Here is a 25,470-nt window from a genome sequence, read left to right as displayed (position 1 = left end):
TTGTTACATCTTTTCGTACGGCTTGAAGCGCTGCTGCAATCCGCGCAGCTGATCGATACGCGCATCGTAGCGCGCCTGCTGCAGGCTGCCGAGCTTAACCTGCGAACTGGCGCTGCTGAGCATTGATATGGCCTGATCGAGACGGCCCACCAGCGCAAAGCCTTCGGCGCGTGCCGCCAGCTCCTGATCGCGGTTGCCGAGCTGCGCTTCCGCTTGCGCCAGCAGATCCCAGCCGTTTTGATCGTCTTTGTTATTAAAGGTGTAGCGGTTCAGGATCGCCGCCGCTTCGCGGGCCTGCCCACCCTGTAAGTAAGCGTTCGCCAGGTTAAGCTGCAGTACCGGGTTGGTCCCCACCTCTTTCGCCCCTTTCAGACGGTTAATGGCATCGGTCGCTTTTTTCTGCCCCAGATCGATATCGGTCGCAAGGTCGAGGTACCACGAGTTATTGGGGTCGGCGGCCAGCAGTGGCTGGAGGGCTTTACGCGCCTCATCGTATTTACTGGCTTCCATCGCCTGCAGCGCCTGACCGTACCGGGCCGCATTTTTCTCGCGCACGTTGCCTTTTGCCAGGGCATCCAGCAGGTCGCTGGTGAGCTGGTTACGCCCGGAGTTGTACATCCCCAGGGTTCTGACCTTCGCCATGTAGAAATCCTGCGAAGACTGCACAACCACCGGGCGCATCTGGTTGGCGCGGTTGCGCGCATCCGACAGGCGGCTTTCCGGCAGCGGGTGCGTCAGCAAAATTTCGGGTGGACGCGACGAGTAGCGCGCCTGGTCGAGCAGTTTCTCCAGGAAGCTCGGCATCGCCTGCGGGTCAAAGCCCGCGCGCTGCAGCACCTGAATACCGATGCGGTCCGCTTCCTGTTCGTTTTGCTGGGTAAAGCTGATCATGCCCTGACGCGTGCCCGCCAGGGTGCCGGTCAGGGCAGCCATCCCCGCTTGCGGGCTGGCCATCGCCAGCAGGATGGAGCCGAGCGCGCCCACCCAGGTGAGCGGGGCGTTGCGCTTCTGGTCTTCCATCGCGCGGGCCAGGTGGCGCTGGGTGACGTGCGAAATTTCGTGCGCCATGACCGAAGCCAGCTGGCTTTCGTTATCGGAGTAGCGGAATAACGCCGAATGCAGCACCACGTTGCCCCCGAAGAAGGCAAAGGCGTTGATTTCGTCGTTATTGATCAAATAGAAGTGGAAGGGAGTCTTCACCGAGTTGGCGTGCGCGACGAGGCGCATCCCCAGGCCATTAATATATTGCACCAGCAGCGGATCGTTGATCAACGGCGCGCTGCCACGCAGCTGGCGGACATAGTAATCACCCATTTGCATCTCCTGACCGATGGAGAGCGTGCTTCCTGCGGTGGTGCCCATATCCGGCAAGGTATCGGCCGAGTCAGCGAAAGCAGGCACTACCTGACCCACCGTCAGCGCGGCGATAAGTGTCGCAACCAGTGTTTTTCTCAACTGCCTGAACATAACCACTGTCCTGTATGTTGGATGTGCTAATTTGACCGATGAAGCGGTATATCGTTCATCTCCACTGCCATGCGAGTGTAGCCGTGTTAAGGCATGAAGAAAATCCCATTCCTCAGGCTTTTGCGAATGATTACAGTGATACAAAAAGGAAAGTCTTTTTTGTGACAGTTAGATACAATTCACCGTCTCAGTCCCGCCATCCGATTCAGGGAAGGGTTGTATGCTCGAAATGTTAATGCAGTGGTACCGGCGTCGGTTCAGTGACCCGGAGGCCATCGCTTTGCTGGTTATTCTGGTTGCGGGATTCGGCATCCTGTTCTTCTTTAGCGGCCTGCTGGCGCCTTTGCTGGTGGCGATAGTTCTGGCGTATCTGCTGGAGTGGCCGACGGCCCGTCTGGAAAATATCGGTTGTTCCCGCCGCTGGGCGACCAGCATCGTGCTGGTGCTGTTCGTTGGCATTCTGCTGTTAATGGCGTTTGTGGTGATGCCGGTTGCCTGGCAGCAGGGGATCTATCTTATCCGCGATATGCCCGGCATGCTCAACAAGCTCTCTGATTTTGCCGCTACGCTGCCGCGCCGCTATCCCGCGCTGATGGACGCCGGGATTATCGACGCGATGGCAGAAAACATGCGCGCCCGCATCATGACGATGGGCGATTCGGTAGTGAAATACTCTCTGGCTTCGCTGGTGGGGCTGCTGACGCTGGCGGTCTATCTGGTGCTGGTGCCGCTGATGGTCTTCTTCCTGGTGAAAGATAAAGAGCAGATGCTGAACGCCGTGCGCCGGGTTCTGCCGCGCAACCGCGGTCTGGCCGGGCAGGTCTGGGAGGAGATGAACCAGCAGATCACCAACTATATTCGCGGCAAAGTACTGGAGATGATTGTGGTCGGCGTCGCGACCTGGATTGGCTTCGTGATTTTTGGCCTCAATTATTCATTGCTGCTGGCGGTGCTGGTGGGCTTCTCGGTGCTCATTCCCTATATCGGTGCCTTTGTCGTGACAATCCCGGTGGTGGGCGTGGCGCTGTTCCAGTTTGGTCTGGGGACCGAGTTCTGGAGCTGTTTCGCGGTGTATCTGATTATTCAGGGGCTGGACGGCAACCTGCTGGTGCCGGTGCTGTTCTCTGAAGCGGTGAATCTGCACCCGCTGGTCATCATTCTTTCGGTGGTGATCTTCGGTGGGCTGTGGGGATTCTGGGGCGTGTTCTTTGCGATTCCGCTGGCGACGCTGATTAAAGCAGTGGTTCACGCATGGCCGGATGTACCGGCGGTGGAAGAGAAGTAGATTTTGCCGGGTGGCGGCTTCACCTTACCCGACCTGCACGCGAATGTAGGCCGGGTAGGCGCAGTGCCACCCGGCACAAAAGTATCACGCGCTCGCTTTCAGCCAGTTCAACACCACGTCATGGTGGTTGCTGGTTTTGAAATCATCGAACACATGCTCAACTTTCCCGTCAGCATCAATCAGGAAGCTGATGCGGTGAATACCGTCGTAGGTTTTGCCCATAAAAGACTTCTCGCCCCAGACGCCAAACTGTTCGCAGACCTGGTGGTCCTCGTCGGAAAGCAGCGTAAAGTTCAGCAGCTCTTTTTCCGCAAACCGTGACAGCTTTTCGGGCTTATCGGTGCTGATACCCAGCACTTCTACACCGGCTTTTTTCAGGTCATCCATGTTGTCGCGCAAACCACAGGCCTGTACGGTACAGCCCGGGGTCATGGCTTTCGGGTAGAAATAGACCAGAACACGCTGTCCCTGGAAGTCGGTTAAATTTACTTGCTCGCCGTCTTGATCCGGCAAGCTAAATTTCGGTGCGATATCACCGGCTTTCAGTGGGTTCATTACTCGACTCCGTCTTGTTCATGCTGAGAATAATTAACGACGCTTATACTGCCCTGCGCGCGTAATTCTGTACAGAGGGCTTTGAAGGCTTGCTCAATATTTGAGGCATCCTGCGAGGCAGGACTGTGCGCCGTGATTTGAATAAACAGTGTGGGGGTCTCGCTATTGTCTCCCGGCTGTATGCGGGAAACCAGCTCGGCAATATTCATCTGATGGCTGTCAAACAGCGCGGTGAAACGCTCAATCAAATGCGGAGAATCAGGAACTTCAACCTGTACCCAGACGGTGGAAGGCAGCGCCGGGCGTGGGCGCGCGGTGGTACGCTTCATGACGATCAGCAGATCCAGCTCCGCGCCTTTCAGGGGCAGGGTGGATTCAATAAGCGTAATGGCGTTCCATGTCCCGGACAGCAGCATAATAAACGTGAACTCTTCGCCAAGCATAGCCAGGCGGCTGTCTTCGATATTACAGCCGCAGCTGCTTACGTGGCGGGTGATGGTGTTCACAATACCCGGCCTGTCAGCACCCAGCGCAGTGATAACCAGGTAATGTTGTGATGAGGTTGTCAAACCTGTTCTTCCTTTGCTTGGTTAAGTCTTCCTAAGGAAAGCATAAAAAAAACATGCATACAACCGCCTGAGAGCCTCAGGTCGCTTGCTTTTATTACAGTTCCAAACGTAACATTGAGGCTCTTGTTCGCACAGAGGATGGCCCATGTTCACGGGAAGTATTGTCGCGCTTGTTACACCGATGGATGAAAAAGGTAATGTCTGCCGGTCAAGCATGAAGAAGCTGATTGATTACCATGTCGCCAACGGAACCTCGGCGATCGTTTCGGTAGGGACTACCGGTGAATCTGCCACGTTGAGCCACGAAGAGCACGGCGATGTGGTGATGCTGACCCTTGAGCTGGCTGACGGACGCATTCCCGTCATCGCGGGAACGGGTGCGAATGCCACCGCAGAAGCTATCAGCCTGACTCAACGTTTCAACGACAGCGGCATTGTCGGCTGTCTGACGGTTACCCCTTACTACAACCGTCCTACCCAGGAAGGTTTGTTCCAGCATTTCAAAGCCATCGCTGAACATACTGACTTGCCACAAATTCTGTATAATGTGCCGTCCCGCACCGGTTGCGATATGCTGCCGGAAACCGTTGGTCGCCTCTCGAAAGTAAAAAATATTATCGGGATTAAAGAGGCAACGGGGAACTTAAGCCGCGTTCATCAGATCAAAGAGCTGGTTTCAGACGACTTTATCCTGTTGAGTGGTGATGACGCGAGCGCGCTGGACTTTATGCAGCTCGGAGGCCATGGCGTGATTTCCGTAACGGCAAACGTTGCGGCGCGCGATATGGCGGAAATGTGCAAGCTGGCGGCGGCCGGTCATTTTGATGACGCTCGCGTGATTAATCAGCGTCTGATGCCGTTGCACAATAAATTATTTGTCGAACCCAATCCGATCCCAGTGAAATGGGCCTGTAAGGAGTTGGGACTTGTAGCAACCGACACGCTGCGTCTGCCAATGACACCGATTACCGACCACGGTCGCGATATCGTCGCTGGCGCGCTCAAGCATGCTGGTTTGCTGTAAAGTTTAGGGAGATTTGATGGCTTATTCAGTACAGAAGTCGCGCCTGGCGAAGGTTGCGAGTGTTTCGCTTGTGATGCTGCTCGCTGCCTGTAGTTCAGACTCGCGCTACAAGCGCCAGGTGAGCGGTGATGAATCCTATCTGGATGCGACACCGCTTGCTGAACTTCACGCACCTGCTGGCATGATCCTGCCGATTCAAAACGGTGATTACAATATTCCCGTGACCAACGGTAGCGGTCAGGTGGGTAAAGCGCTTGATATTCGTCCACCGGCACAGCCTCTGGCGCTGGTGAGCGGCGCGCGTACCCAGTTTACCGGTGATACCGCATCGCTGTTGGTTGAAAGCGGTCGTAACAGCACCCTGTGGCCGCAGGTGGTGAGCGTCATTCAGGCGAAGAATTACACCATCGACAAACGTGACGACGCCAGCCAGACGTTAACCACCGACTGGATTAACTGGAACCGTCTGGATGAAGATCAGCAGTACCGTGGTCGTTATCAAGTCTCCGTTAAGCCTCAGGGTTATCAGCAGGCGGTCACCGTTAAGCTGCTGAACCTGGAGCAGGCGGGTAAAGCGGTGGCCGATCCGGCTTCCATGCAGCGCTACAGCACCGAAATGCTGAACGTGATTGCCGCCGGGCTGGATAAAAACGCGACGGATGCGGCTAACGCAGCGCGGAGCAGTAACGGGATCACCTTCGACGTGCAGAGCGCCGCTGATGAGACCGGTCTGCCAATGCTGGTCGTTCGTGCGCCATTTAACCAGACCTGGCAGCGCCTGCCAGCGACGCTGGAAAAAATGGGCATGAAGGTTTCTGACAGCACGCGTTCAACGGGTAGCATGACGGCAACCTATAAGCCGCTGTCCGATAGCGCATGGCAGGAGCTGGGCGCACGCGATCCACAGCTGGCCTCCGGCGATTATAAAATTCAGGTCGGTGACCTCGATAACCGCAGTAGCCTGCAGTTTATCGATCCGAAAGGGCACACGCTGACCCAGTCGCAGAACGATGCGCTGGTCGCGGTCTTCCAGGCTGCATTCAGCAAATAAAAATGAGGGCTGGTTAATCCAGCCCTTTTTATTTTCGTGCTACGCAAACGTGTGCGTGGCATAATATTCCCAGTTTTGAACTCAAATTATCACACCAGGAGTAATGAAGATGCAGAAGCAAGCTGAGTTGTATCGTGGCAAAGCGAAGACCGTATACAGCACGGAAAACCCCGATCTGTTGGTGCTCGAGTTCCGCAATGATACGTCAGCAGGGGATGGCGCGCGCATTGAGCAGTTCGATCGTAAAGGCATGGTGAACAACAAGTTCAACCACTTCATTATGACCAAACTGGCCGAAGCGGGTATTCCGACCCAGATGGAAGCGTTGTTGTCCGATACGGAATGTCTGGTGAAGAAACTTGATATGGTCCCGGTGGAATGCGTAGTGCGTAACCGCGCCGCTGGCTCTCTGGTGAAGCGTCTTGGCATTGAAGAAGGTATCGAGCTGAATCCTCCGCTGTTCGATCTGTTCCTGAAAAACGACGCCATGCACGATCCGATGGTTAACGAATCCTACTGCGAAACCTTTGGCTGGGTCAGTAAAGAGAACCTGGCGCGCATGCAGGAGTTGACCTACAAAGCCAACGACGTGCTTAAAAAGCTGTTCGACGACGCGGGCCTGATCCTTGTTGATTTCAAGCTGGAGTTCGGTCTGTTCAAAGGCGAAGTGGTGCTGGGCGATGAGTTCTCCCCGGACGGCAGCCGCCTGTGGGACAAAGAGACGCTGGATAAAATGGATAAAGACCGTTTCCGTCAGAGCCTGGGCGGTCTGATTGAAGCCTACGAAGCGGTTGCTCACCGTTTAGGCGTTAAGCTCGACTGATCCTCTCTGTTGCCAAAGGATGTTTGCATCCTTTGGCGTCTTACCTTTGTTTCCTATGGTAATCTTGCCATTAACCGCCTACGATCATAGCTATGAATAATAGGATATTTTCGAGGTGTTTATGCGCTGGCAAGGGCGTCGTGAAAGTGACAATGTAGAAGACAGGCGCAGCAGTAGCGGCGGCGGCCCGTCTATGGGCGGTCCTGGCTTCCGGTTACCCAGTGGAAAGGGCGGGATTATTCTGCTGATCGTGGTGCTGGTTGCGGGCTATTACGGTGTCGATTTAACCGGGATGCTGACCGGAGAACCTCTTCAGCAGCAGCAACAATCGTCGCGCTCCATCAGCCCGAATGAAGATGAAGCGGCGAAATTTACCTCCGTGATCCTCGCCACGACCGAAGACACCTGGAGTCAGCAGTTCGAGAAGATGGGGAAAACCTATCAGCCGCCGAAACTGGTGATGTACCGCGGTGCGACGCGTACCGGCTGCGGTACCGGGCAGTCGGTGATGGGCCCGTTCTACTGTCCGGCTGACAGTACCGTCTATATCGATCTCTCTTTTTACGACGACATGAAACGCAAGCTCGGCGCTGACGGCGATTTTGCCCAGGGCTATGTAATTGCGCATGAAGTCGGACACCACGTACAGAAGCTGCTCGGTATCGAACCTAAAGTGCGCCAGATGCAGCAGAATGCCTCTCAGACGGAAGTGAATCACCTGTCGGTGCGCATGGAGCTGCAGGCGGACTGCTTTGCCGGCGTGTGGGGCAACAGCATGCAGAAGCAGGGCGTGCTTGAAGCGGGGGACCTGGAAGAGGCGCTGAACGCGGCAGAAGCCATTGGCGACGATCGTCTGCAACAGCAGAGCCAGGGCCGCGTGGTGCCGGACAGCTTTACGCACGGAACCTCTGAACAGCGCTACACCTGGTTCAAACGGGGTTTCGACAGTGGCGACCCGGCGCAGTGCGATACCTTCGGTAAAGCCATGTAATGCTGGCGTTTGAAAATCTGATAACCCTGCTCGGGCGCACAGGCCATCGTCGGCTGGTGGTGCTCAGCGGGGAGCCGCAGTGGGCGCTTGCGCAGGCAGTCGCCCTGCGCGATACCCTGCCCGGCGACTGGCCGTGGCTTGGTGAACATCCCTCAAAGGCCATGAGCGGGCTGCTGGGGCGCGAGTTTCTGCATGCCGTCTTTGATGCCCGCGTTGGGTTTGACGTCTCCGCTTTTGCCGCGCTTGCCGGAACGCTGCGTGCCGGAAGCCTGCTGGTGCTGCTGGTTCCGCCCCTGTCCCGGTGGGCTGATACGCCGGACGCGGATTCCGTACGCTGGAGTGACCGACCCGACCCGATCGCCACGCCGCACTTCGTTCACCATTTTTGCCGGATAATCGCCGCCGATCCCGACGCGATTATCTGGCAGCAAGAAAAGGCGTTATCCCTTCCATCCTTCCCTGACGTGCCTGACTGGCAGCCCGCCCGCGGCGAGCCGCAGCGCGAGCAGGCCGCTATTCTGGCGGCGCTGCTGGCGATGGAGCCTGGCGTTGCGGCCATCACCGCCCCGCGCGGGCGCGGGAAATCGGCCCTCGCGGGGATGTTGCTTACGCGTGTGGCGGGCTGCGCTATCGTCACCGCGCCGGCAAAAGGCGCGACCGACGTGATCGCGCGCTTCGCCGGAGAGCGCTTTCACTTCATGGCTCCGGACGCCATCCTGGCAAGCGACGTGCAGGCGGACTGGCTGATCGTTGACGAGGCGGCTGCCATCCCCGGCCCGCTGCTTGAACAGCTGGTCAACCGTTTCCCACGGGTTGTGCTAACCACGACGGTGCAGGGCTATGAAGGCACCGGCAGGGGCTTTTTGCTTAAATTCTGCGCACGGTTTAGCGCGTTGCAGCGTTACACGCTTTCCAGCCCGATCCGCTGGGCGGCCGGGTGTCCGCTTGAGCGGGTTGTTGATAGCGCCCTGCTGTTTGACGATGCGCTTATTGACCAGCGTCCCGCAGGCGACGTGACCTTAGGCTCGCTTGAACCGCAGGACTGGGAGCGTCATCCGGCGCGCGTGGCGGGCGTTTACGAGCTGCTGTGCGCCGCACACTACCGTACGTCGCCGCTCGATTTACGCCGAATGATGGATGCCCCCGGTCAGCATTTTGCCGTCGCGCAAGCGGGCAGGGCTATTGTCGGGGCGCTCTGGCTGGTGGAGGAGGGCGGGTTATCCCCTGAATTGAGCCGCGCGGTGTGGGCGGGATATCGCCGTCCACGCGGAAATCTTGTGGCCCAGTCTCTGGCGGCGCACGGCGGGTCACCGCTAGCCGCAACGCTTAGCGGGCGACGCGTGACCCGCATAGCCGTGCATCCCCATCGTCAGCGGGAGGGGATCGGCCAGGCGCTGATCCGCACTGCCGGCGGGCAGGATTACCTCTCCGTCAGTTTCGGCTATACCGACGAGCTGTGGCGCTTCTGGCAGCAGTGTGGCTTTGTGCTGGTGCGCATGGGCAGCCACCGGGAGGCCAGCAGCGGCTGCTACACGGCGATGGCGATGCGACCGCTAACTGATCCAGGGCACCGGCTGTGCGAGCAGGAACACCAACGACTGTGCCGCGATGCGCGCGTTCTTTCGGCGTGGAATGAAGAAAAGATCCCCGTGCCCGATCGCTGGGAGGCTACCCTTAACAGTGATGACTGGCTGGAGCTGGCAGGGTTTGCCTTTGCTCATCGCCCGTTTTCGACCTCGGTGGCGGCCTTAACGCGTCTGCTGCTCGCGGTGGATGCGCCGCTGGCGGCGCTGCGCGGAAAAATTGAGGCACGAAAAGAGGAGGCCGCGCTCAGTGCCGAACTCTCTCTTTCCGGGCGTAAAGCATTGCTGGCGCGCCTGCGTAGTGACGCCGCCCTGGCGCTGGAAACGCTCGATCGCGCGCGCTGTCAGCAACTGAGAGAGCGCGTTTTGCAATGGCAATTTTTTCAATGACTTCTTCAGTAAAGTGGCATAGTCATTACCCCCGAGAGGCGTAAAATCCTGCTTATCAATTAAGGAGCTCGCCATGAAACATGACCATTTTGTTGTTCAAAGCCCGGACAAACCGGCTAAACAGTTACTGCTGCTGTTTCATGGCGTTGGCGATAATGCCGTCAACATGGGGCAGATTGGCAGCTGGTTCGCACCGATATTCCCGGACGCGCTGATTATCAGCATTGGTGGCGTGGAGCCATGCGGCCCGGATGGCCGGCAGTGGTTCTCCGTGCAAGAAGTGACCGAAGAGAACCGTCAGGCGCGCATTGATGCCGTCATGCCTGCTTTTATCGAAATCGTGCGCTACTGGCAGCAGCAGAGCGGCGTGGGGGCTAACGCCACCGCGCTGATAGGCTTCTCACAGGGGTCGATTATGTCGCTTGAGAGCGTGAAGGCGCAGCCGGGTCTGGTTTCGCGCGTCATTGCTTTTAACGGACGCTTTGCGACCTTGCCGCAGCGGGCCACTACGCACACTACCATTCACCTGATCCACGGTGGTGAAGACCGGGTAATCGATCTGGCTCACGCGGTGGCTGCCCAGGAGGCGCTCATTCGTGAAGGCGGGGATGTCACGCTGGATATCGTCGAGGATCTGGGGCATGCGATTGACGATCGTAGCATGCAGTTTGCGCTCGACCATTTGCGTTACACCGTGCCGAAGCACTACTTCGATGAAGCGCTCAGCGGCGCTAAGCCGAATGATGATGATATTGTCGAGTTTATGTAATTGTTTCCCCTCTACCTTACAGGGTGAGGGGAATGACAATTACTTCTTCTGGTCTTTCTTCGGCCAGTCGTCTTCATCGTCCCACTTGTCGTTAAAGTCACGATGCGGCGGGAGATCCGGTTTGTTGGCGAGGAATTTTTTGTGATCAACGCGCTTCAGATCTTTAATTACGTTAAGCAGCACGCCCACTAAAAACACCAGCACCAGGATCCACCAGTACTTTGAAAGCCAATCCATTCGCTATTCCTTCTCAGAGCAACCGTCAGGCGACGAGCTGCTCCATAATACGTTGATACATACGGGCCAGCAGTTGTAAATCTGCCGCGTTGACGCACTCATTGATTTTATGAATGGTCGCGTTAACTGGACCCAGTTCGACTACCTGTGCCCCCATGCGGGCAATAAAGCGTCCGTCGGAGGTGCCGCCCGTTGTCAGCAGCTGTGGCTTAATTTCATTATAGTGCGCGATGGCATTCACCACCGCATCCACCAGTTTACCGCGCTGCGTCAGGAACGGCTGGCCGGACAGCCACCAGTCCACGGTATAGCGCAATTCATACTTCTCCAGCAGCGCCATCACGCGCGCTTTGATCATTTCGTCGGTCAGTTCAGTGCTGAAGCGGAAGTTGAACTGAACGAAACAATCGCCCGGGATGACGTTGTTACTGCCCGTCCCGGCCTTGATGTTTGCTATCTGCATACTGGTCGGTGGGAAGTATTCGTTGCCTTTGTCCCACTCAATACCCACCAGCTCATTGAGCATCGGGGCCGCACGGTGAACCGGGTTATCGGCGAGATGCGGATAGGCCACGTGTCCCTGCACGCCGTGGATCGTCAGGTTACAGGTCAGCGACCCGCGACGCCCGTTTTTTACCACATCGCCGACGACCTCGGTGCTGGACGGTTCGCCCACCAGGCAGTAGTCCAGACGTTCGTTGCGCGCCATCAGCGCCTCAACCACTTTAACCGTGCCATTGTGCGCGCTGGCTTCTTCATCGGAGGTGATCAGAAACGCGAGACGGTTTTTATGGTCTGGATGCTGCGCCACGAAGCGCTCGGCCGCCACGACCATGGCCGCCAACGAACCTTTCATGTCCGCCGCACCGCGGCCAAACAGCATGCCGTCGCGGATAGTCGGCTCGAACGGCGGGTTGATCCAGCGGTCTGCGTCGCCCGCAGGAACCACATCGGTATGCCCGGCAAACGCCAGCGTTTCGCCTTCGCCGCGCCATGCCCAGAAGTTCTGCGTGTCGCCGAAGTCCATCGTTTCAACGGTAAACCCGATGGCCCGGAGGCGTTCAATCATTAATGCCTGACAACCTGCATCGTCCGGGCTCAGGGAAGGACGGCGAATAAGCTGCTGAGTCAGCTCAATGACCGGGCATGACATAGACTACACCTCAACAAAAAAGTCTGAATATAAGGTTTCACTGAAACCCAGCAGCATAGGCTGACCTGGCTTGCAGAGCAATGGGCGTTTGATAATTGCTGGCATTTCAAGCATCAGCCTGGCCGCGCTGTCGGCGTCGGTGATGCTGGCTCGCAGCGATTCATCAAGTTTTCGCCAGGTGGTACCGCGGGTGTTCAGCAGCGCTTCCCACCCCAGCTCGTTGATGGCGGTATGCAGAAATTCTGCATCAAGGCCATCGGCGCGGTAGTCATGGAAGCGGTACTCAATGTTCCTGGCCTCCAGCCAGCGGCGGGCTTTTTTGATGGTGTCGCAGTTTTTAATGCCGTACATCACAACCATGTTGAATCCTTTTGCTCTAATGATGATGAAATGTTCAATTATTTCGAAGATATATCCTTAAGTGAAATATAGCACGCTCAGTAAATCGCTTAATTCATTATTCTTCATAATTCAACGTACATCTGTATGCTGAATATTATTTCATCATTTAAGCATAGTTGTCCATTAACTCTAAATAGTGAACAGCGTGAGTAAGTTAATAGAATCTCACCCGCTTACAGGGTTATTTCTAAATATTGCTGTACGTCACATAAAATTTACTCACCCCGGCGCATAGTTACCCTGAACACCGGGTAGGCGCGGTGTGCAATCGCAGCGATTGGCTAAATTATCTTCACAATGATGATGGTTTTCCGTAGAATACGCATAATAATAAGAGAGGTTGTTATGATTGAACGTGAACTGGGGAACTGGAAAGACTTTATCGAAGACATGCTTCGTAAATGATATTCAGTAAGAATTGCAAGAGCACTTAAATAAGTAAAATAACCATAGTGTGAATCTATCACACAGTAAAAAGGCGGCTAACTAAGCCGCCTTTTTTATACCCGTCACGCGTTGCCCGCTTATTCAGGGCGTTCCTTCAGCGGGAAACGGCGACGAACCAGCACAAAGAACAGCGGGACGAAATAGATAGCCAGGATCGTCGCCGAAATCATACCGCCCATGACGCCAGTCCCTACCGCGTGCTGGCTGCTGGAGCCAGCCCCTGAACTGGTCGCCATTGGCAGCACGCCAAAGACAAACGCCAGCGAGGTCATCAGGATCGGTCGCAGGCGCTGGCGGCAGGCGTGGAGCGTGGCGGCCATCAGGTCGTGCCCCTTAGCGTTCATCTCGTTGGCAAACTCGACGATCAGAATGGCGTTTTTCGCCGACAGGCCAATCACGGTGAGCAGCCCGACCTGGAAGTAAACGTCATTCTCCAGGCCGCGCATCCAGGTGGCGAGCAGGGCGCCAATCACCCCTAGCGGCACCACCAGCATGACCGAGAACGGCACCGACCAGCTTTCATACAGGGCGGCAAGACAGAGGAACACCACCAGCAGCGACAGCGCGTACAGGGCAGGCGCCTGCGCACCGGAGAGGCGCTCCTGGTAAGACATGGCCGTCCACTCAAGGCCAAAACCGGCCGGCAGTTGCTGCACCAGTTTTTCCATAATGTCCATCGCCGTACCGGTACTCACCCCCGGTGCCGCTTCGCCGACAATTTCCAGTGCCGAGTAGCCGTTGTAACGCTCCAGACGAGGCGAACCGGTTTCCCAGCGGGAGGTAGCAAACGCCGAGAACGGCACCATACCGCCCGCGTTACTTAGCACGTACCAGCGGTTGATATCATCCGGCAGCATGCGGTATTTGGCGGCTGACTGGACGTAGACCTTTTTCACACGGCCGCGATCCATAAAGTCGTTCACATAGCTCGAGCCCCAGGCGGTTTGCAGCGTATCGTTGATATCGTCAATAGAGACGCCAAGCGCCTGCGCTTTACGCTGATCGATATCCACCTGCAGCTGCGGGCTGTCATCCAGGCCATTGTGACGAACGCGCGTGAGCTGCGGATCTTTGCCAGCCAGATCCAGAAGCTTATCGCGGGCAGCCATGAGCGCGTCGTGCCCCGCGCCGGCGTGATCCTGCAGCTCCATATCAAACCCTGCCGAACTACCCATTCCGCTGATGGCGGGAGGGCTGCTGGCGAAGACGCGCGCCTCTTTGATGTGGCTAAACGCCTTCGTGGCTCGCTCAATAATGGCAAAGGAGGAGCCGGTTTTGCTGTCGCGCTGTTCCCAGTCTTTCAGACGTATGAACATACGCGCCACGTTCTGCCCGTTACCGCCTGGGCCGGAACCCACGGTGGAGAAGACGGAAACCACGTTATCCTTCTCCTGGGTGTGGAAATAATTCTCCACCTTCTGCACCACTTTCAGCGTCTGCTGCTGGGTTGAGCCGCTCGGGAGCTGGACCGAGGTGATAAACATCCCTCTGTCTTCCAGCGGCAGGAAGGAGGTGGGCAAACGCAGGAACAGGAAAACCATGCCGCCCAGCAGCAGGACATACACCACCATCCAGCGCACGCTGCGGTGGAGGACCTTCCCCACGCCCGCTTCGTAGCGCGCTGCGTTGCGGTTAAACATGCGGTTAAACCAGCCGAAAAAGCCTTTCTGGCCGTGTTGTTCACCTTTATGCAGCGGCTTAAGAAGGGTACAGCAGAGGGCAGGGGTGAGGATCATCGCCACCAGCACCGACAGCACCATGGCAGAGACGATGGTGATAGAGAACTGGCGGTAAATTGCGCCGGTAGTGCCGCCAAAGAAGGCCATCGGGATAAACACCGCCGACAGCACCATCGCGATGCCTACCAGCGCGCCCTGAATCTGCCCCATCGATTTGCGCGTTGCCTGGCGCGGCGAAAGTCCTTCTTCGCTCATGATGCGCTCAACGTTCTCCACCACCACAATAGCATCATCCACCAGCAGGCCGATGGCCAGCACCATGGCGAACATGGTCAGCGTGTTGATACTGTATCCGAAGGCGTAGAGCACCGCGAAGGTGCCGAGCAGGACCACCGGCACGGCAATGGTGGGGATAAGCGTGGCGCGGAAGTTCTGTAAGAACAGGTACATCACCAGGAACACCAGCGCGATGGCTTCGAGGAGGGTTTTCACCACGTCCTCAATGGACGCCTTCACAAATGAGGTGGTCTCGTAGGCGACCTTGTACTCCAGGCCGTGCGGGAAGAAGTGCGACAGTTCGTCCAGGCGGTTGAGTACGAGTTCAGCGGTCGCCATCTCGTTAGCGCCTGAAGCCAGTTTTACCCCCAGACCTGACGCCTGATTACCGTTAAAGCGGCTCAGGTAATCATATTTCTCCGCCCCCATTTCAACCGTGGCAACATCGCCCAGGCGCACTTCAGAACCGTCCTGATTGACCCGCAGGGTGATATTGCGGAACTGCTCCGGCGTTTGCAGCAGCGACTGCGAGTTAATGGTGGCATTCAGCGCCTGATTATCCACCGACGGCGTGCCGCCGAGCTGGCCCACCGCGATTTGCGCATTCTGGGATTCGATGGCGTCGGTGACATCTTTAGCGGTCATCTGGACGCTGGTTAACTTATTCGGGTCAAGCCAGATGCGCATCGAGTACTGCGAACCGTAGGCGTCGATATCCCCCACGCCGTTAATACGGCTCAGCGGATCCTGAATATTACTGGCGACGTAGTCGGAAATATCCTGCTTATCCATCGAGCCATCGGTGGAGACAAAGGCTATGGTCAAAATGTTGGTGTCACCGGTTTTACGCACGGTCACGCCCTGGTTCTGCACGGCCTGAGGCAGCTTGCGCAGGGCCGACTGGAGTTGGTTTTGCACCTGCTGCACCGCTTCGTCCGGGTCGGTACCCGCCGTAAAGCTGAGCGTCACGGTTGCCTGACCGGTGGCGCTACTCTGGGAAGACATATACATCAGGTTGTCGAGGCCGGTCATGTTCTGCTCGATAACCTGCGTCACGGTATTCTCAAGCGTCTGCGCCGAGGCACCGGGATAGTTAGCCGTGATGCGCACGTTAGGCGGCGCCAGTTCGGGATATTGCTCAACGGGAAGCGACGTAATCGCCAGGACACCTGTCAGACACAACAGGATGGCAAGTACCCAGGCAAAAATGGGGCGATCGATGAAAAAATTCGCCATGAAAAAGTGACCTCGTTTTGCTGCACGTCATTATTGTAAATTGCCCGCATCACTGTAGCGGCAAGAGCAGAGCCAAACGTGGAGAAATAAAGGAGATATTGTAAATTATCATGCGCGTTTACGCCGCGCCCCCACGCGGGCGCGACGGAAAGTATCATGCATCTTCAGGACGAGGCGTTGGCATAACGCATGACTTTACCGTTATTTACCCGCAGGTGTACTGAACCTTACGCTGACCTGCGTCCCGCCATTTGGCGGCTGAGAGAAGCTCAGCGTGCCCCCAAGCCGCCCTGCGCGTTCGCGCATGATATTCAGGCCGTAGTGCCCCGGTGGTTCGCTGGCCTCCCCAATACCGATGCCGTTGTCGCGGATCGTCACCGTGTGGGTGCCATCCGCAGCGGTAATACAGCTTACGGTGATCTCGCTCGCTTCGGCGTGCTTGATGGCATTCAGCACCGCCTCGCGCACAATTTGCAGCAGGTGAACCTGCTTCTGGGCATCCAGCGCCAGCGAAGAGAGGCGGCAGTCGAGCGTCAGCTTCGCCTGGGTCTGGCTTTGTAAGCCGTCGAGCGACTCCTGCAGCGCGGCGGGGAGGTTGGCATGGTTCAGCGTCAGGCGGAAGGTGGTGAGCAGCTCACGCAGCTGCTGCCAGGCGTTGTTGAGCTCGCGGGAAAAGTCGGCAATGATGGTCTGCGCGGGCGCGTTCTCCTCCGGGACAGTATGTTTGAGCAGCGTAAGCTGGATCCGCAGGTAAGAAAGCACCTGCGCCAGCGAGTCATGCAGTTCGCGGGCGATGGTCGCGCGCTCTTCCATCAGCAGCAGCTGCTGAAAGTGCTTTTGCCCCTGATTGAAGTAAAGCCCACGCCCCAGCATCGTTGCGACGCTTTTCATCAGGGGCAGGGACACGTTCGCGGTATCGCTCTGCCAGCGGAGTTCGCCATACAGCGTGTCCTGCATCAGCACCGGCAGGCTCTGCATCTGGACGGTGTCAGACTCGGTGCCCTCCGCCAGCCGCCAGTCGTCGCTGGTGCGAAGCTCCAGATAATTCATCTGCGTGTAGTCATGCACAATCTGCAAAATATGCCTGAAGCAGTGGCTGTCTATCTGCCCGGTGTTGAGCGCCTGAGAGCAGGTGAAGAGCATTTCCAGCTGCTGATGCGCTTCATTCAGGTGCCGGGTTTTTTCGGCGACGGAGTGCTCAAGCGAGCGATACAGCGTGTGCAGTTCGCCTGACATATGGTTGAAGGCGCGGGAGAGCTGGCCCAGTTCGTTGGGCAGATGGGTGTCGGGAGCCGGGGTATCAAACGCGCGTTGCTCGATGCGCTCGCTTGCCGCTACGAGGTTTTTGAGCGGCAGAACGACCTGACGCCGGATCCGCCGCAGGGTCGTCATCGCCAGCAGCAAAATGCCGAGGCCGCCTGCCAGTGACATCAGGATAACCAGCTGAATTTTATGCTCGGTATAGTGCTGAAGCGCCAGCACAAAGGCATCAATACGGCCCACAAAATCTTCAATGTGGCTCTGGTACCACGCGGTGTCCCCGCTGGCGATGCGTTTGTCCATCTCCTGCCAGGCGAGATGTAACTGCTGATAACGCTGCTTCACGTCGTCCGGCACGTACCAGCGGCTGAGTTTTTGCAGCGCGGGCGCGCTGAGGGTCTGTTGCCACACCGCCCGGTGTTCAGCCAGCGAAGGGCTGGTGCGCTGCATCTCGTAGCCCAGCCGGTAGCTCTGCATGCGTAGCGACCCGGCGATATTGATCGCCTCGGCGTCGCGCTGGCTGCTGGCAAGCGTCAGCAGCGCAATGGCGCTGGTGAGCACGGACAGCATAATAATCGAAAAGAAAGCCTGAGCCAGGCTTCGGGAGACGGGGCGTTTAACGGTCACAAAACGGCTTCCTGAAAAAATTAATCTGCCACAGGGTCACTGGACATAGCCCGGCTTCCGGAGATGTGAACCCTGTCCGCAAGCCCCGCTGTGGGTAAAACGATTTTTTATATAAAGAGTAGGGGTATTGTTTACACGAAATTAGCGGCTGCGTCTGCTCGCCGACGCGGTGATTTTGCAACGGCGCGGCGTAAAACGCTTAAAACACACGCGTGTCGACGGGCGACAAAGCGGATTTCGCGGCGTAGTATACCCACACTCATTTAGCCGTGGAGCCTGTATGACCCTGAAAATAGACGTTATCAAAGACAAAATCCTCTCTGAAAATTACTTTGTCCTGCGTAACATCACCTACGATTTAACGCGTAAAAACGGCGAGGTGATCCGCCATAAACGCGAGGTCTACGATCGTGGCAACGGCGCAACTATTCTGCTCTATAACCGCGAAAAACAGAGCGTGGTGCTGATCCGCCAGTTTCGCGTCGCGACGTGGGTGAACGGCAACCCGGACGGGCGGCTGATTGAAACCTGTGCAGGCCTGCTGGACGACGATGAGCCGGAAGTCTGTATTCGTAAAGAGGCAATTGAAGAGACAGGCTTCCAGGTGGGCGAGGTTAAAAAGGTCTTTGAGCTGTTTATGTCGCCGGGCGGCGTGACGGAGATCGTTCATTTCTTTATCGCCGAATACCACGACGCGCAGCGGGTCAACCCGGGCGGCGGCGTGGAAGATGAAGATATCGACGTGCTGGAGATCCCCTTTACAGAAGCCCTTAACATGGTGAAAAACGGTGAGGTCAGGGACGGTAAGGCGGTGATATTGTTACAATATTTACAAACATCCGGCCTCATGAATCCCTCTTTCGAACGTCAGGAGTGAGGCTTTCGGATAAATCTATCCGATAAATCTGATTGAGCAAGCCCGGTTGTGCCACGAAGATACCGCCCAGTTTTGCGTTTTCGTTTCCGGGGTTGTGCCATTCATGCGCCTTTTCTTTCTGTTCCTTCTTTGCGTATTGCCCGCGCCGCTGGTGTGGGCTGCGCCTGCTCAGCAGTCCTTCTCCGACTGGCAGGTCACCTGCAATAACCAGAATTTTTGCGTGGCGCGCAATACCGGCGAGCATCATGGACTGGTCATGACGCTGAGCCGCAGCGCCGGGGCCAAAACCGATGCCACGCTGCGCATCGATCTCGGCGGGTTTTCCTCGCCTTCGGTGAAAGAGCCAGACATCGCGCCGCGATTACTGCTCGACAACGCGCCGGTGAAGCTTGACCCGCAGCGCTGGCAGCTTACGCCCTGGCACCTGAAAACCGAAGATGCGGCGACCATCTCTGCCTTTTTAAAGCATATACAGGAAGGGCATACGCTGACGCTGCGCGGCGGCAGGCAGATTGCATCACTGGACGGCCTTAAAGCCGCGCTGCTGTTTATAGACGCTCAGCAAAAGCGTGTCGGCAGCGAAACCGCCTGGATTAAAAAAGGGGACGATCCGCCGCTGAGCGTTCCCCCTGCGCCAGCCCTCAAAAAGGTGGCGACAGTCAATCCGACGCCCACGCCGCTTACTCACGCTGAGCTAAACGATCTGCTGGACTATGGCACTTGGCGGATGAATAACAGCCAGTGCTCGCTGGATCCCAGCCGTCGCGAGGTCCGCGTCACGGCGTTAACGGATGACAAAGCGCTGCTGATCGTCAGCTGTGAGGCGGGGGCGTACAACACTGTCGATCTGGCATGGCTGGTGTCACGCAAAAAGCCGTTCGCGGCCCGTACCGTCAGGCTGCGGCTGCCGTTTACCCCGTCAAGCGAGAGCAGTGAGATGGAGCTGATGAATGCCAGCTTCGATGGGAAAAACCGGGAGTTGACGACCCTCGCGTTAGGACGCGGTATCGGGGATTGCGGCATCCAGACGCGCTGGCGTTTTGACGGCCAGCGCTTTCGCCTGGTGCGCTATGCGGAAGAGCCAAGCTGCGATGGCTGGAATGGGCCAGATGCCTGGCCCACGCTGTGGATCACGCGGTAGTTATTTGGCCGTATGGCGCTGTCGCTTACCCGGCCTGCAAAGCCACCACATCGTAGGCCGGGTAAGGCGTCGCCGCCACCCGGCAACGAAAACCGCACTACATCACGCTTAGCGCCTTCTCCACCACGTTCTCAACCGTAAAGCCAAAATACGGGAACAGCTTGTCGGCTGGGGCCGATTCGCCGTAGCCGCGCATCCCGACAATCGCGCCTTTCAGCCCGACATACTTGTACCAGTAGTCGGCGATCCCCGCTTCCACCGCCACGCGTGCCGCAACGTTTGAAGGCAGGACCGATTCACGGTAAGCCTCATCCTGTGCGTCAAAAATATCGGTAGAGGGCAGGGAGACCACGCGCACCGCGTGACCTTCGGCGGTCAGCTTCTCCGCTGCCTTAACGGTGATTTCAATCTCAGAACCGGTAGCAATCAAAATCACGTCCGGCTTGCCGCCGCTGTCTTTCAGAATGTAGCCGCCGCGGGCGATATTTTTCACCTGCTCCGGTGTACGCTCAATCTGCGCCAGATTCTGACGCGACAGGATCAGCGCCGTCGGCCCGTTGTGGCGTTCAACCGCCAGCTTCCAGCCGACCGCGGCCTCTACCTGATCGCACGGACGCCAGGTGCTGAAGTTCGGCGTCAGGCGCAGGCTCGCCAACTGCTCAACTGCCTGGTGCGTCGGCCCGTCTTCCCCCAGACCGATGGAGTCGTGGGTGTAGACCATGATCTGCCGCGCCTTCATCAGCGCCGCCATACGCGCCGCGTTGCGGGCATATTCAACAAACATCAGGAAGGTGGCGGTATAAGGCACAAAGCCGCCGTGATGGGCGATACCGTTGGCAATGGCCGTCATCCCGAATTCACGCACGCCGTAGTGAATGTAGTTCCCGGCCACGTCCTCCTTCAGGGATTTAGAGCCAGACCAGATGGTCAGGTTACTTGGTGCCAGGTCCGCCGAGCCGCCGAGCAGTTCCGGCAGGATCGGGCCAATGGCATTTAGAGTGTTTTGCGATGCCTTACGGGTGGCAATTTTGGCCGGATTGGACTGCAACTCTTCAATCAGCGCCTGGGTTTTCGCTTCCCAGTCCTCCGGCAGACCCCCGCTCATGCGTCGGGAAAACTCGGCGGCCAGCGCCGGATGCGCCTTTTTGTAGGCGGCGAACTTCTCGTTCCAGGCGTGCTGCGCGTGTTCACCCGCTTCACGCGCGTCCCAGGCTTTGTAGATCTCTTTTGGGATCTCGAACGCCGGGTATTTCCAGCCCAGTTTCTGACGGGTCAGCGCCACCTCTTCTTCGCCCAGCGCCGCGCCGTGCGACTCTTCCTTGCCCGCTTTGTTAGGCGAGCCGAAGCCGATGGTGGTCCGGCAGATAATCAGGGACGGTTTGTCCTTCACGCTCTGCGCTTCCTGAATCGCTTTTTTCACCGCCTCAGGGTCGTGACCGTCGATTTCGTGCACCACGTGCCAGTGGTAGGCCTCGAAGCGTTTGGCCGTGTCGTCGGTAAACCAGCCTTCGGTTTCCCCGTCAATCGAGATGCCGTTGTGATCGTAGAAGCCAATCAGCTTGCCCAGCCCCAGCGTGCCCGCCAGCGAGCAGACCTCGTGCGAGATCCCCTCCATCAGACAGCCGTCGCCCATAAACACATAGGTGTAGTGGTCAACGATGTCATGGCCCGGCTGGTTAAACTGCGCGCCCAGCGTGCGCTCGGCAATGGCCAGACCGACGGCGTTCGCCAGACCCTGACCGAGCGGCCCGGTGGTGGTCTCTACGCCCGGCGTGTAGCCAATCTCCGGGTGGCCCGGCGTTTTCGAATGCAGCTGGCGGAAGTTTTTGATCTCCTCAAGCGGCAGATCGTAGCCGGAGAGGTGCAGCAGGCTATAGAGCAGCATGGAGGCATGGCCGTTTGAGAGAATAAAACGGTCACGATCGTACCAGGTGGGATCGGTCGGGTTGTGCTTCAGGAAGTCGTTCCACAGCACTTCGGCAATATCTGCCATGCCCATCGGGGCGCCAGGGTGGCCGGAATTGGCTTTCTGCACGGCATCCATGCTGAGGGCGCGAATGGCATTAGCGAGCTCTTTACGGGACATAGTTCACTCCATGGCAAGGTTAAAGTTTGGCGGCAAGAAGATCTTCAAGTTTGCGCTGGTCGACGGCGAACAGGCGAATGCCTTCCGCCAGTTTATCGACGGCCATTGCGTCCTGGTTGTGCTCCCAGCGGAACTCCGCCTCCGTCATCGCTTTCGGTTTTGGCAGCACGGTTGAGGTCGGCACCAGTTTACGGATCACCGTCTCGTCGCTCTGCTGCAGCTTTTTCAGCAGGTCAGGGGAGATAGTCAGGCGGTCACAGCCTGCCAGGGCGAGGATCTGCTCGGTGCGGCGGAAGCTGGCCCCCATCACGATGGTCTCGTAGCGGTGCTGTTTGTAATAGTCATAGATATTGCGGACCGACTTCACGCCGGGGTCTTCTTCCACCACGTACGGGTCCATGGGCTGTTTTGCCTGATACCAGTCGTAGATACGCCCGACGAACGGCGAGACGAGGAACACGCCCGCCTCGGCGCAGGCCCGTGCCTGAGCAAAGGAGAACAGCAGCGTCAGGTTGCAGTGGATCCCCTCTTTTTCCAGCACCTCGGCGGCACGAATGCCTTCCCAGGTTGAAGCGAGCTTGATCAGAATGCGCGATTTATCAATTCCCTGCTCCTGATAAAGCTCTACCAGGCGGCGGGCTTTGTTGATGCTTTTTTCCTGGTCGAAGGAGAGGCGGGCGTCCACTTCGGTCGACACGCGTCCCGGTATGCTTTTCAGAATTTCCGCACCGATATTGACCGCCAGCTTGTCGCTGGCTTCGGCGACCTGCTGCTCCTGGGTTTTCCCGCGCTGTTTGCCATAGGCGATGGCGTCATCAATCAGATGACTGAAATGTTCAAGCCCTGCCGCTTTGAGCAGCAGCGAGGGGTTGGTGGTCGCATCTTCCGGCTGATAGCTGCGGATAGACTCGATATCGCCGCTGTCCGCGACTACGGTGGTGAATTGTTTGATGCCGTCTAGCTGGTTCATAAATAATTACTCCTTGGAAATAAAAGAGTTAGTCGAGTGTGTTTGTTCACACTTCTGCGAAAATCATGATCGACTTAACAAAAAAGCATAGCAGACGGGGGAGGCATTGCTTTCTGAGACGGGTAACATCACTGTTATAAATTGATAACAATTTTTGTTCTGCAATGGTGAGAGTTTGGCAGCCTTCAAAGTTTAGTCGGCCACCTGCGGCGATACTATGCGGCACTCCAGGGTGTGCATCAGGATCGTAAACATCACCCTTTTTGATCGATACGTGAAGGAATAACAAGATGGATGATCAGTTAAAACAAAGTGCTCTCGATTTTCATGAATTCCCGGTTCCGGGCAAAATCCAGGTTTCCCCTACCAAGCCGCTGGCGACCCAGCGCGATCTGGCGTTGGCCTACTCGCCGGGCGTTGCCGCGCCGTGTCTGGAAATTGAAAAAGACCCGCTGGCAGCCTACAAATACACCGCGCGCGGTAATCTGGTGGCGGTGATCTCCAACGGCACGGCGGTACTGGGATTAGGCAATATCGGTGCGCTGGCGGGTAAGCCGGTGATGGAAGGGAAGGGCGTACTGTTCAAGAAATTTGCCGGTATCGACGTGTTTGATATCGAAGTGGACGAGCTGAACCCGGACAAATTCATCAACGTGGTGGCAGCCCTGGAGCCCACATTCGGCGGCATCAACCTGGAAGATATCAAAGCGCCGGAATGTTTCTATATCGAGCAAAAGCTGCGCGAGCGCATGAACATTCCCGTGTTCCACGATGACCAGCACGGCACGGCGATTATCAGCACCGCGGCCATTCTGAACGGCCTGCGGGTGGTGGAAAAAAATCTGTCTGACGTGCGCATGGTGGTCTCGGGTGCGGGCGCGGCGGCGATTGCCTGTATGAACCTGCTGGTGGCGCTTGGGATGCAGAAGCACAACATTGTGGTCTGCGACTCCAAAGGCGTGATCTATAAAGACCGCGAGCCAAACATGGCGGAAACCAAAGCGGCGTACGCGGTGGACGATGACGGAAAACGGACCCTGGACGACGTGATCGAGGGCGCGGATATCTTCCTGGGCTGCTCCGGACCGAAAGTCCTGACCCAGGAGATGGTGCAGAAGATGGCGCGCGCGCCGATGATCCTGGCGCTGGCGAACCCGGAGCCGGAAATCCTGCCGCCGCTGGCGAAAGCGGTGCGTGAAGACGCCATTATCTGTACCGGTCGTTCGGACTACCCAAACCAGGTGAACAACGTGCTGTGCTTCCCGTTCATCTTCCGCGGCGCGCTGGACGTGGGTGCGACGGCAATCAACGAAGAGATGAAGCTGGCCGCTGTTCACGCCATCGCCGAGCTGGCCCACGCCGAGCAGAGCGAAGTGGTTGCCTCAGCCTATGGCGATCAGGATCTGAGCTTTGGCCCGGACTACATCATTCCTAAACCGTTCGACCCGCGTTTGATTGTCAAAATCGCGCCAGCGGTAGCCAAAGCGGCGATGGACTCCGGCGTGGCGACGCGTCCGATTCAGGATTTCGATGCCTACGTCGATAAGCTCACCGAGTTTGTTTACAAAACCAACCTGTTCATGAAGCCGATCTTCTCCCAGGCGCGCGCCGACGCGAAGCGCGTGGTGCTGGCGGAAGGGGAGGAGGCGCGCGTGCTGCACGCGACGCAGGAGCTGATCACCTTAGGGCTGGCGAAACCAATCCTGATTGGCCGTCCGAGCGTAATCGAGATGCGTATCCAGAAGCTGGGGCTACAGATTAAGCCGGGCGTGGACTTTGAGATCGTTAACAACGAATCCGATCCGCGTTTCAAAGAGTACTGGAACGAATACTACGCGATCATGAAACGTCGCGGGATCACCCAGGAGCAGGCGCAGAAAGCCGTGATCAGCAACACCACGGTGATCGGCGCGATCATGGTTCAGCGTGGTGAAGCAGATGCGCTGATCTGCGGCACTGTCGGTGATTACCATGAGCATTTCAGCGTGGTGCAGGAGATCTTCGGCTATCGCGACGGGGTGCATACCGCCGGGGCAATGAACGCGCTGCTGCTGCCTAGCGGGAACACCTTTATTGCGGATACCTACGTCAACGACGATCCGACGCCGGAGCAGCTGGCGGAAATCACCGTGATGGCGGCGGAAACCGTGCGCCGGTTTGGTATCGAGCCGAAAGTTGCGCTGCTCTCTCATTCAAACTTTGGTTCCTCGAAATCTGCGGCGGCCTGCAAAATGCGCGAGACGCTGGAGCGGGTGCGCGAGCGTGCGCCGGAGCTGATGATCGACGGTGAGATGCACGGCGATGCCGCGCTGGTGGAGAGCATTCGCAACGAACGGATGCCGGACAGCCCGCTGAAAGGCTCGGCTAACGTGCTGATCATGCCGAACGTCGAAGCGGCGCGGATCAGCTACAACCTGCTGCGCGTGTCCAGCTCTGAAGGGGTCACCGTAGGACCGGTGCTGATGGGCATCTCGAAGCCGGTGCATGTGTTAACACCGATTGCCTCTGTGCGGCGGATTGTGAACATGGTGGCGCTGGCGGTGGTTGAGGCGCAGACGCAGCCGCTGTAAGG

Annotated in this window: 21 protein-coding genes; 11 read left to right on the top strand and 10 right to left on the bottom strand. The window is 57.4% G+C overall.

From position 1 onward, the window contains the following. Positions 1 to 3: 3 nt before the first annotated feature. Complete coding sequence (gene bepA, locus QLG21_RS15770) at positions 4 to 1,467, bottom strand: beta-barrel assembly-enhancing protease (RefSeq protein WP_282484770.1); 1,464 nt, start codon at positions 1,465 to 1,467, stop codon at positions 4 to 6. Between the two features lie 220 nt (positions 1,468 to 1,687). Here bepA and QLG21_RS15765 point away from each other — a divergent pair, with 220 nt between their 5' ends. Next, entirely contained in the window at positions 1,688 to 2,752 is a 1,065-nt protein-coding gene (locus QLG21_RS15765; protein WP_006176634.1) for an AI-2E family transporter, read from the top strand. 84 nt (positions 2,753 to 2,836) lie between these two features. Here QLG21_RS15765 and bcp read toward each other — a convergent pair whose 3' ends face one another. Both bcp and QLG21_RS15755 read right to left on the bottom strand, forming a co-directional pair. Next, entirely contained in the window at positions 2,837 to 3,307 is a 471-nt protein-coding gene (gene bcp, locus QLG21_RS15760) for a thioredoxin-dependent thiol peroxidase (RefSeq protein ID WP_101737180.1), read from the bottom strand. Further along, the gene (locus QLG21_RS15755) at positions 3,307 to 3,876 is read right to left on the bottom strand and encodes a glycine cleavage system transcriptional repressor (RefSeq protein WP_042320389.1); all 570 of its coding nucleotides are present in this window, start codon (positions 3,874 to 3,876) and stop codon (positions 3,307 to 3,309) included. Before QLG21_RS15755 ends, bcp begins: the two co-directional genes overlap by 1 nt. A gap of 145 nt (positions 3,877 to 4,021) precedes the next feature. Here QLG21_RS15755 and dapA point away from each other — a divergent pair, with 145 nt between their 5' ends. The 6 genes from dapA (at position 4,022) to ypfH (ending at position 10,507) form a co-directional block, all read left to right on the top strand. Then, on the top strand, positions 4,022 to 4,900 hold the full coding sequence (gene dapA / locus QLG21_RS15750) for a 4-hydroxy-tetrahydrodipicolinate synthase (protein ID WP_058610283.1): 879 nt from the start codon (positions 4,022 to 4,024) through the stop codon (positions 4,898 to 4,900). A 16-nt stretch (positions 4,901 to 4,916) separates the two neighbouring features. Continuing rightward, positions 4,917 to 5,951, top strand: coding sequence for an outer membrane protein assembly factor BamC (gene bamC, locus QLG21_RS15745; RefSeq protein WP_137849480.1), 1,035 nt, complete (start codon positions 4,917 to 4,919; stop codon positions 5,949 to 5,951). Positions 5,952 to 6,060: 109 nt separating this feature from the next. Next, a complete protein-coding gene (gene purC / locus QLG21_RS15740; RefSeq protein ID WP_042320387.1) occupies positions 6,061 to 6,774 on the top strand; it encodes a phosphoribosylaminoimidazolesuccinocarboxamide synthase in 714 nt (237 codons plus the stop codon). A 121-nt stretch (positions 6,775 to 6,895) separates the two neighbouring features. Then, a complete protein-coding gene (locus QLG21_RS15735; RefSeq protein WP_042320385.1) occupies positions 6,896 to 7,765 on the top strand; it encodes a neutral zinc metallopeptidase in 870 nt (289 codons plus the stop codon). Beyond that, positions 7,765 to 9,738, top strand: a complete 1,974-nt coding sequence (locus tag QLG21_RS15730) for a GNAT family N-acetyltransferase (protein WP_282484769.1) — start codon at positions 7,765 to 7,767, stop codon at positions 9,736 to 9,738. Before QLG21_RS15735 ends, QLG21_RS15730 begins: the two co-directional genes overlap by 1 nt. Before the next feature lie 73 nt (positions 9,739 to 9,811). Beyond that, entirely contained in the window at positions 9,812 to 10,507 is a 696-nt protein-coding gene (ypfH, locus tag QLG21_RS15725) for an esterase (RefSeq protein WP_282484768.1), read from the top strand. Between the two features lie 39 nt (positions 10,508 to 10,546). On the opposite strand, the gene QLG21_RS15720 is transcribed toward ypfH, so the two are convergent. Genes QLG21_RS15720 through QLG21_RS15710 form a run of 3 tightly spaced genes read right to left on the bottom strand, consistent with a single transcriptional unit; the run spans position 10,547 to position 12,257 of the window. After that, on the bottom strand, positions 10,547 to 10,744 hold the full coding sequence (locus QLG21_RS15720; protein WP_000383991.1) for a YpfN family protein: 198 nt from the start codon (positions 10,742 to 10,744) through the stop codon (positions 10,547 to 10,549). A gap of 25 nt (positions 10,745 to 10,769) precedes the next feature. After that, the gene (gene dapE, locus QLG21_RS15715) at positions 10,770 to 11,897 is read right to left on the bottom strand and encodes a succinyl-diaminopimelate desuccinylase (RefSeq protein WP_042320379.1); all 1,128 of its coding nucleotides are present in this window, start codon (positions 11,895 to 11,897) and stop codon (positions 10,770 to 10,772) included. Positions 11,898 to 11,900: 3 nt separating this feature from the next. Continuing rightward, positions 11,901 to 12,257, bottom strand: coding sequence for an ArsC family reductase (locus QLG21_RS15710; RefSeq protein ID WP_058610280.1), 357 nt, complete (start codon positions 12,255 to 12,257; stop codon positions 11,901 to 11,903). Between the two features lie 387 nt (positions 12,258 to 12,644). Between QLG21_RS15710 and ypfM the strand changes: the two genes are divergently transcribed. Continuing rightward, a complete protein-coding gene (gene ypfM / locus QLG21_RS15705) occupies positions 12,645 to 12,704 on the top strand; it encodes a protein YpfM (RefSeq protein WP_100780840.1) in 60 nt (19 codons plus the stop codon). Positions 12,705 to 12,823: 119 nt separating this feature from the next. Here the strand turns inward: ypfM and acrD are convergent, their stop codons facing one another. Both acrD and narQ read right to left on the bottom strand, forming a co-directional pair. Further along, the gene (gene acrD / locus QLG21_RS15700; protein ID WP_282484767.1) at positions 12,824 to 15,937 is read right to left on the bottom strand and encodes a multidrug efflux RND transporter permease AcrD; all 3,114 of its coding nucleotides are present in this window, start codon (positions 15,935 to 15,937) and stop codon (positions 12,824 to 12,826) included. A gap of 201 nt (positions 15,938 to 16,138) precedes the next feature. Continuing rightward, positions 16,139 to 17,824, bottom strand: coding sequence for a nitrate/nitrite two-component system sensor histidine kinase NarQ (gene narQ, locus QLG21_RS15695; RefSeq protein WP_282484766.1), 1,686 nt, complete (start codon positions 17,822 to 17,824; stop codon positions 16,139 to 16,141). A gap of 280 nt (positions 17,825 to 18,104) precedes the next feature. Between narQ and nudK the strand changes: the two genes are divergently transcribed. Both nudK and QLG21_RS15685 read left to right on the top strand, forming a co-directional pair. After that, positions 18,105 to 18,701 carry a GDP-mannose pyrophosphatase NudK gene (gene nudK, locus QLG21_RS15690; RefSeq protein ID WP_282484765.1) on the top strand — a complete coding sequence of 199 codons (597 nt, stop codon included), beginning with the start codon at positions 18,105 to 18,107 and terminating at the stop codon, positions 18,699 to 18,701. Between the two features lie 103 nt (positions 18,702 to 18,804). Then, a complete protein-coding gene (locus QLG21_RS15685) occupies positions 18,805 to 19,842 on the top strand; it encodes a DUF1176 domain-containing protein (RefSeq protein WP_282484764.1) in 1,038 nt (345 codons plus the stop codon). 97 nt (positions 19,843 to 19,939) lie between these two features. Here the strand turns inward: QLG21_RS15685 and tkt are convergent, their stop codons facing one another. Beyond that, positions 19,940 to 21,928: a transketolase gene (tkt, locus tag QLG21_RS15680; protein ID WP_058610275.1), complete on the bottom strand. Its 1,989-nt coding sequence runs from the start codon at positions 21,926 to 21,928 to the stop codon at positions 19,940 to 19,942. 19 nt (positions 21,929 to 21,947) lie between these two features. Next, a complete protein-coding gene (gene tal / locus QLG21_RS15675) occupies positions 21,948 to 22,898 on the bottom strand; it encodes a transaldolase (RefSeq protein ID WP_006176617.1) in 951 nt (316 codons plus the stop codon). A gap of 290 nt (positions 22,899 to 23,188) precedes the next feature. On the opposite strand from tal, the gene maeB reads away from it, so the two are divergent. Further along, complete coding sequence (gene maeB / locus QLG21_RS15670) at positions 23,189 to 25,468, top strand: NADP-dependent oxaloacetate-decarboxylating malate dehydrogenase (RefSeq protein ID WP_282484763.1); 2,280 nt, start codon at positions 23,189 to 23,191, stop codon at positions 25,466 to 25,468. The last annotated feature ends 2 nt before the right edge of the window (positions 25,469 to 25,470 follow it).

This window comes from Enterobacter sp. V87_3 (assembly GCF_029967835.1).
Taxonomy (GTDB): domain Bacteria; phylum Pseudomonadota; class Gammaproteobacteria; order Enterobacterales; family Enterobacteriaceae; genus Enterobacter; species Enterobacter cancerogenus.
The sequence above is the reverse complement of the archived record's forward strand: the minus strand, read 5'-3'. Positions and strand labels throughout refer to the sequence as shown.

Coding starts and splice junctions, on each gene's coding strand:
- bepA (WP_282484770.1), bottom strand. CDS start 1,467: ATGTTCAGGCAGTTGAGAAAAACACTGGTTGCGACACTTATCGCCGCG.
- QLG21_RS15765 (WP_006176634.1), top strand. CDS start 1,688: ATGCTCGAAATGTTAATGCAGTGGTACCGGCGTCGGTTCAGTGACCCG.
- bcp (WP_101737180.1), bottom strand. CDS start 3,307: ATGAACCCACTGAAAGCCGGTGATATCGCACCGAAATTTAGCTTGCCG.
- dapA (WP_058610283.1), top strand. CDS start 4,022: ATGTTCACGGGAAGTATTGTCGCGCTTGTTACACCGATGGATGAAAAA.
- bamC (WP_137849480.1), top strand. CDS start 4,917: ATGGCTTATTCAGTACAGAAGTCGCGCCTGGCGAAGGTTGCGAGTGTT.
- purC (WP_042320387.1), top strand. CDS start 6,061: ATGCAGAAGCAAGCTGAGTTGTATCGTGGCAAAGCGAAGACCGTATAC.
- QLG21_RS15735 (WP_042320385.1), top strand. CDS start 6,896: ATGCGCTGGCAAGGGCGTCGTGAAAGTGACAATGTAGAAGACAGGCGC.
- QLG21_RS15730 (WP_282484769.1), top strand. CDS start 7,765: ATGCTGGCGTTTGAAAATCTGATAACCCTGCTCGGGCGCACAGGCCAT.
- ypfH (WP_282484768.1), top strand. CDS start 9,812: ATGAAACATGACCATTTTGTTGTTCAAAGCCCGGACAAACCGGCTAAA.
- QLG21_RS15720 (WP_000383991.1), bottom strand. CDS start 10,744: ATGGATTGGCTTTCAAAGTACTGGTGGATCCTGGTGCTGGTGTTTTTA.
- dapE (WP_042320379.1), bottom strand. CDS start 11,897: ATGTCATGCCCGGTCATTGAGCTGACTCAGCAGCTTATTCGCCGTCCT.
- QLG21_RS15710 (WP_058610280.1), bottom strand. CDS start 12,257: ATGGTTGTGATGTACGGCATTAAAAACTGCGACACCATCAAAAAAGCC.
- acrD (WP_282484767.1), bottom strand. CDS start 15,937: ATGGCGAATTTTTTCATCGATCGCCCCATTTTTGCCTGGGTACTTGCC.
- nudK (WP_282484765.1), top strand. CDS start 18,105: ATGACCCTGAAAATAGACGTTATCAAAGACAAAATCCTCTCTGAAAAT.
- QLG21_RS15685 (WP_282484764.1), top strand. CDS start 18,805: ATGCGCCTTTTCTTTCTGTTCCTTCTTTGCGTATTGCCCGCGCCGCTG.
- tkt (WP_058610275.1), bottom strand. CDS start 21,928: ATGTCCCGTAAAGAGCTCGCTAATGCCATTCGCGCCCTCAGCATGGAT.
- tal (WP_006176617.1), bottom strand. CDS start 22,898: ATGAACCAGCTAGACGGCATCAAACAATTCACCACCGTAGTCGCGGAC.
- maeB (WP_282484763.1), top strand. CDS start 23,189: ATGGATGATCAGTTAAAACAAAGTGCTCTCGATTTTCATGAATTCCCG.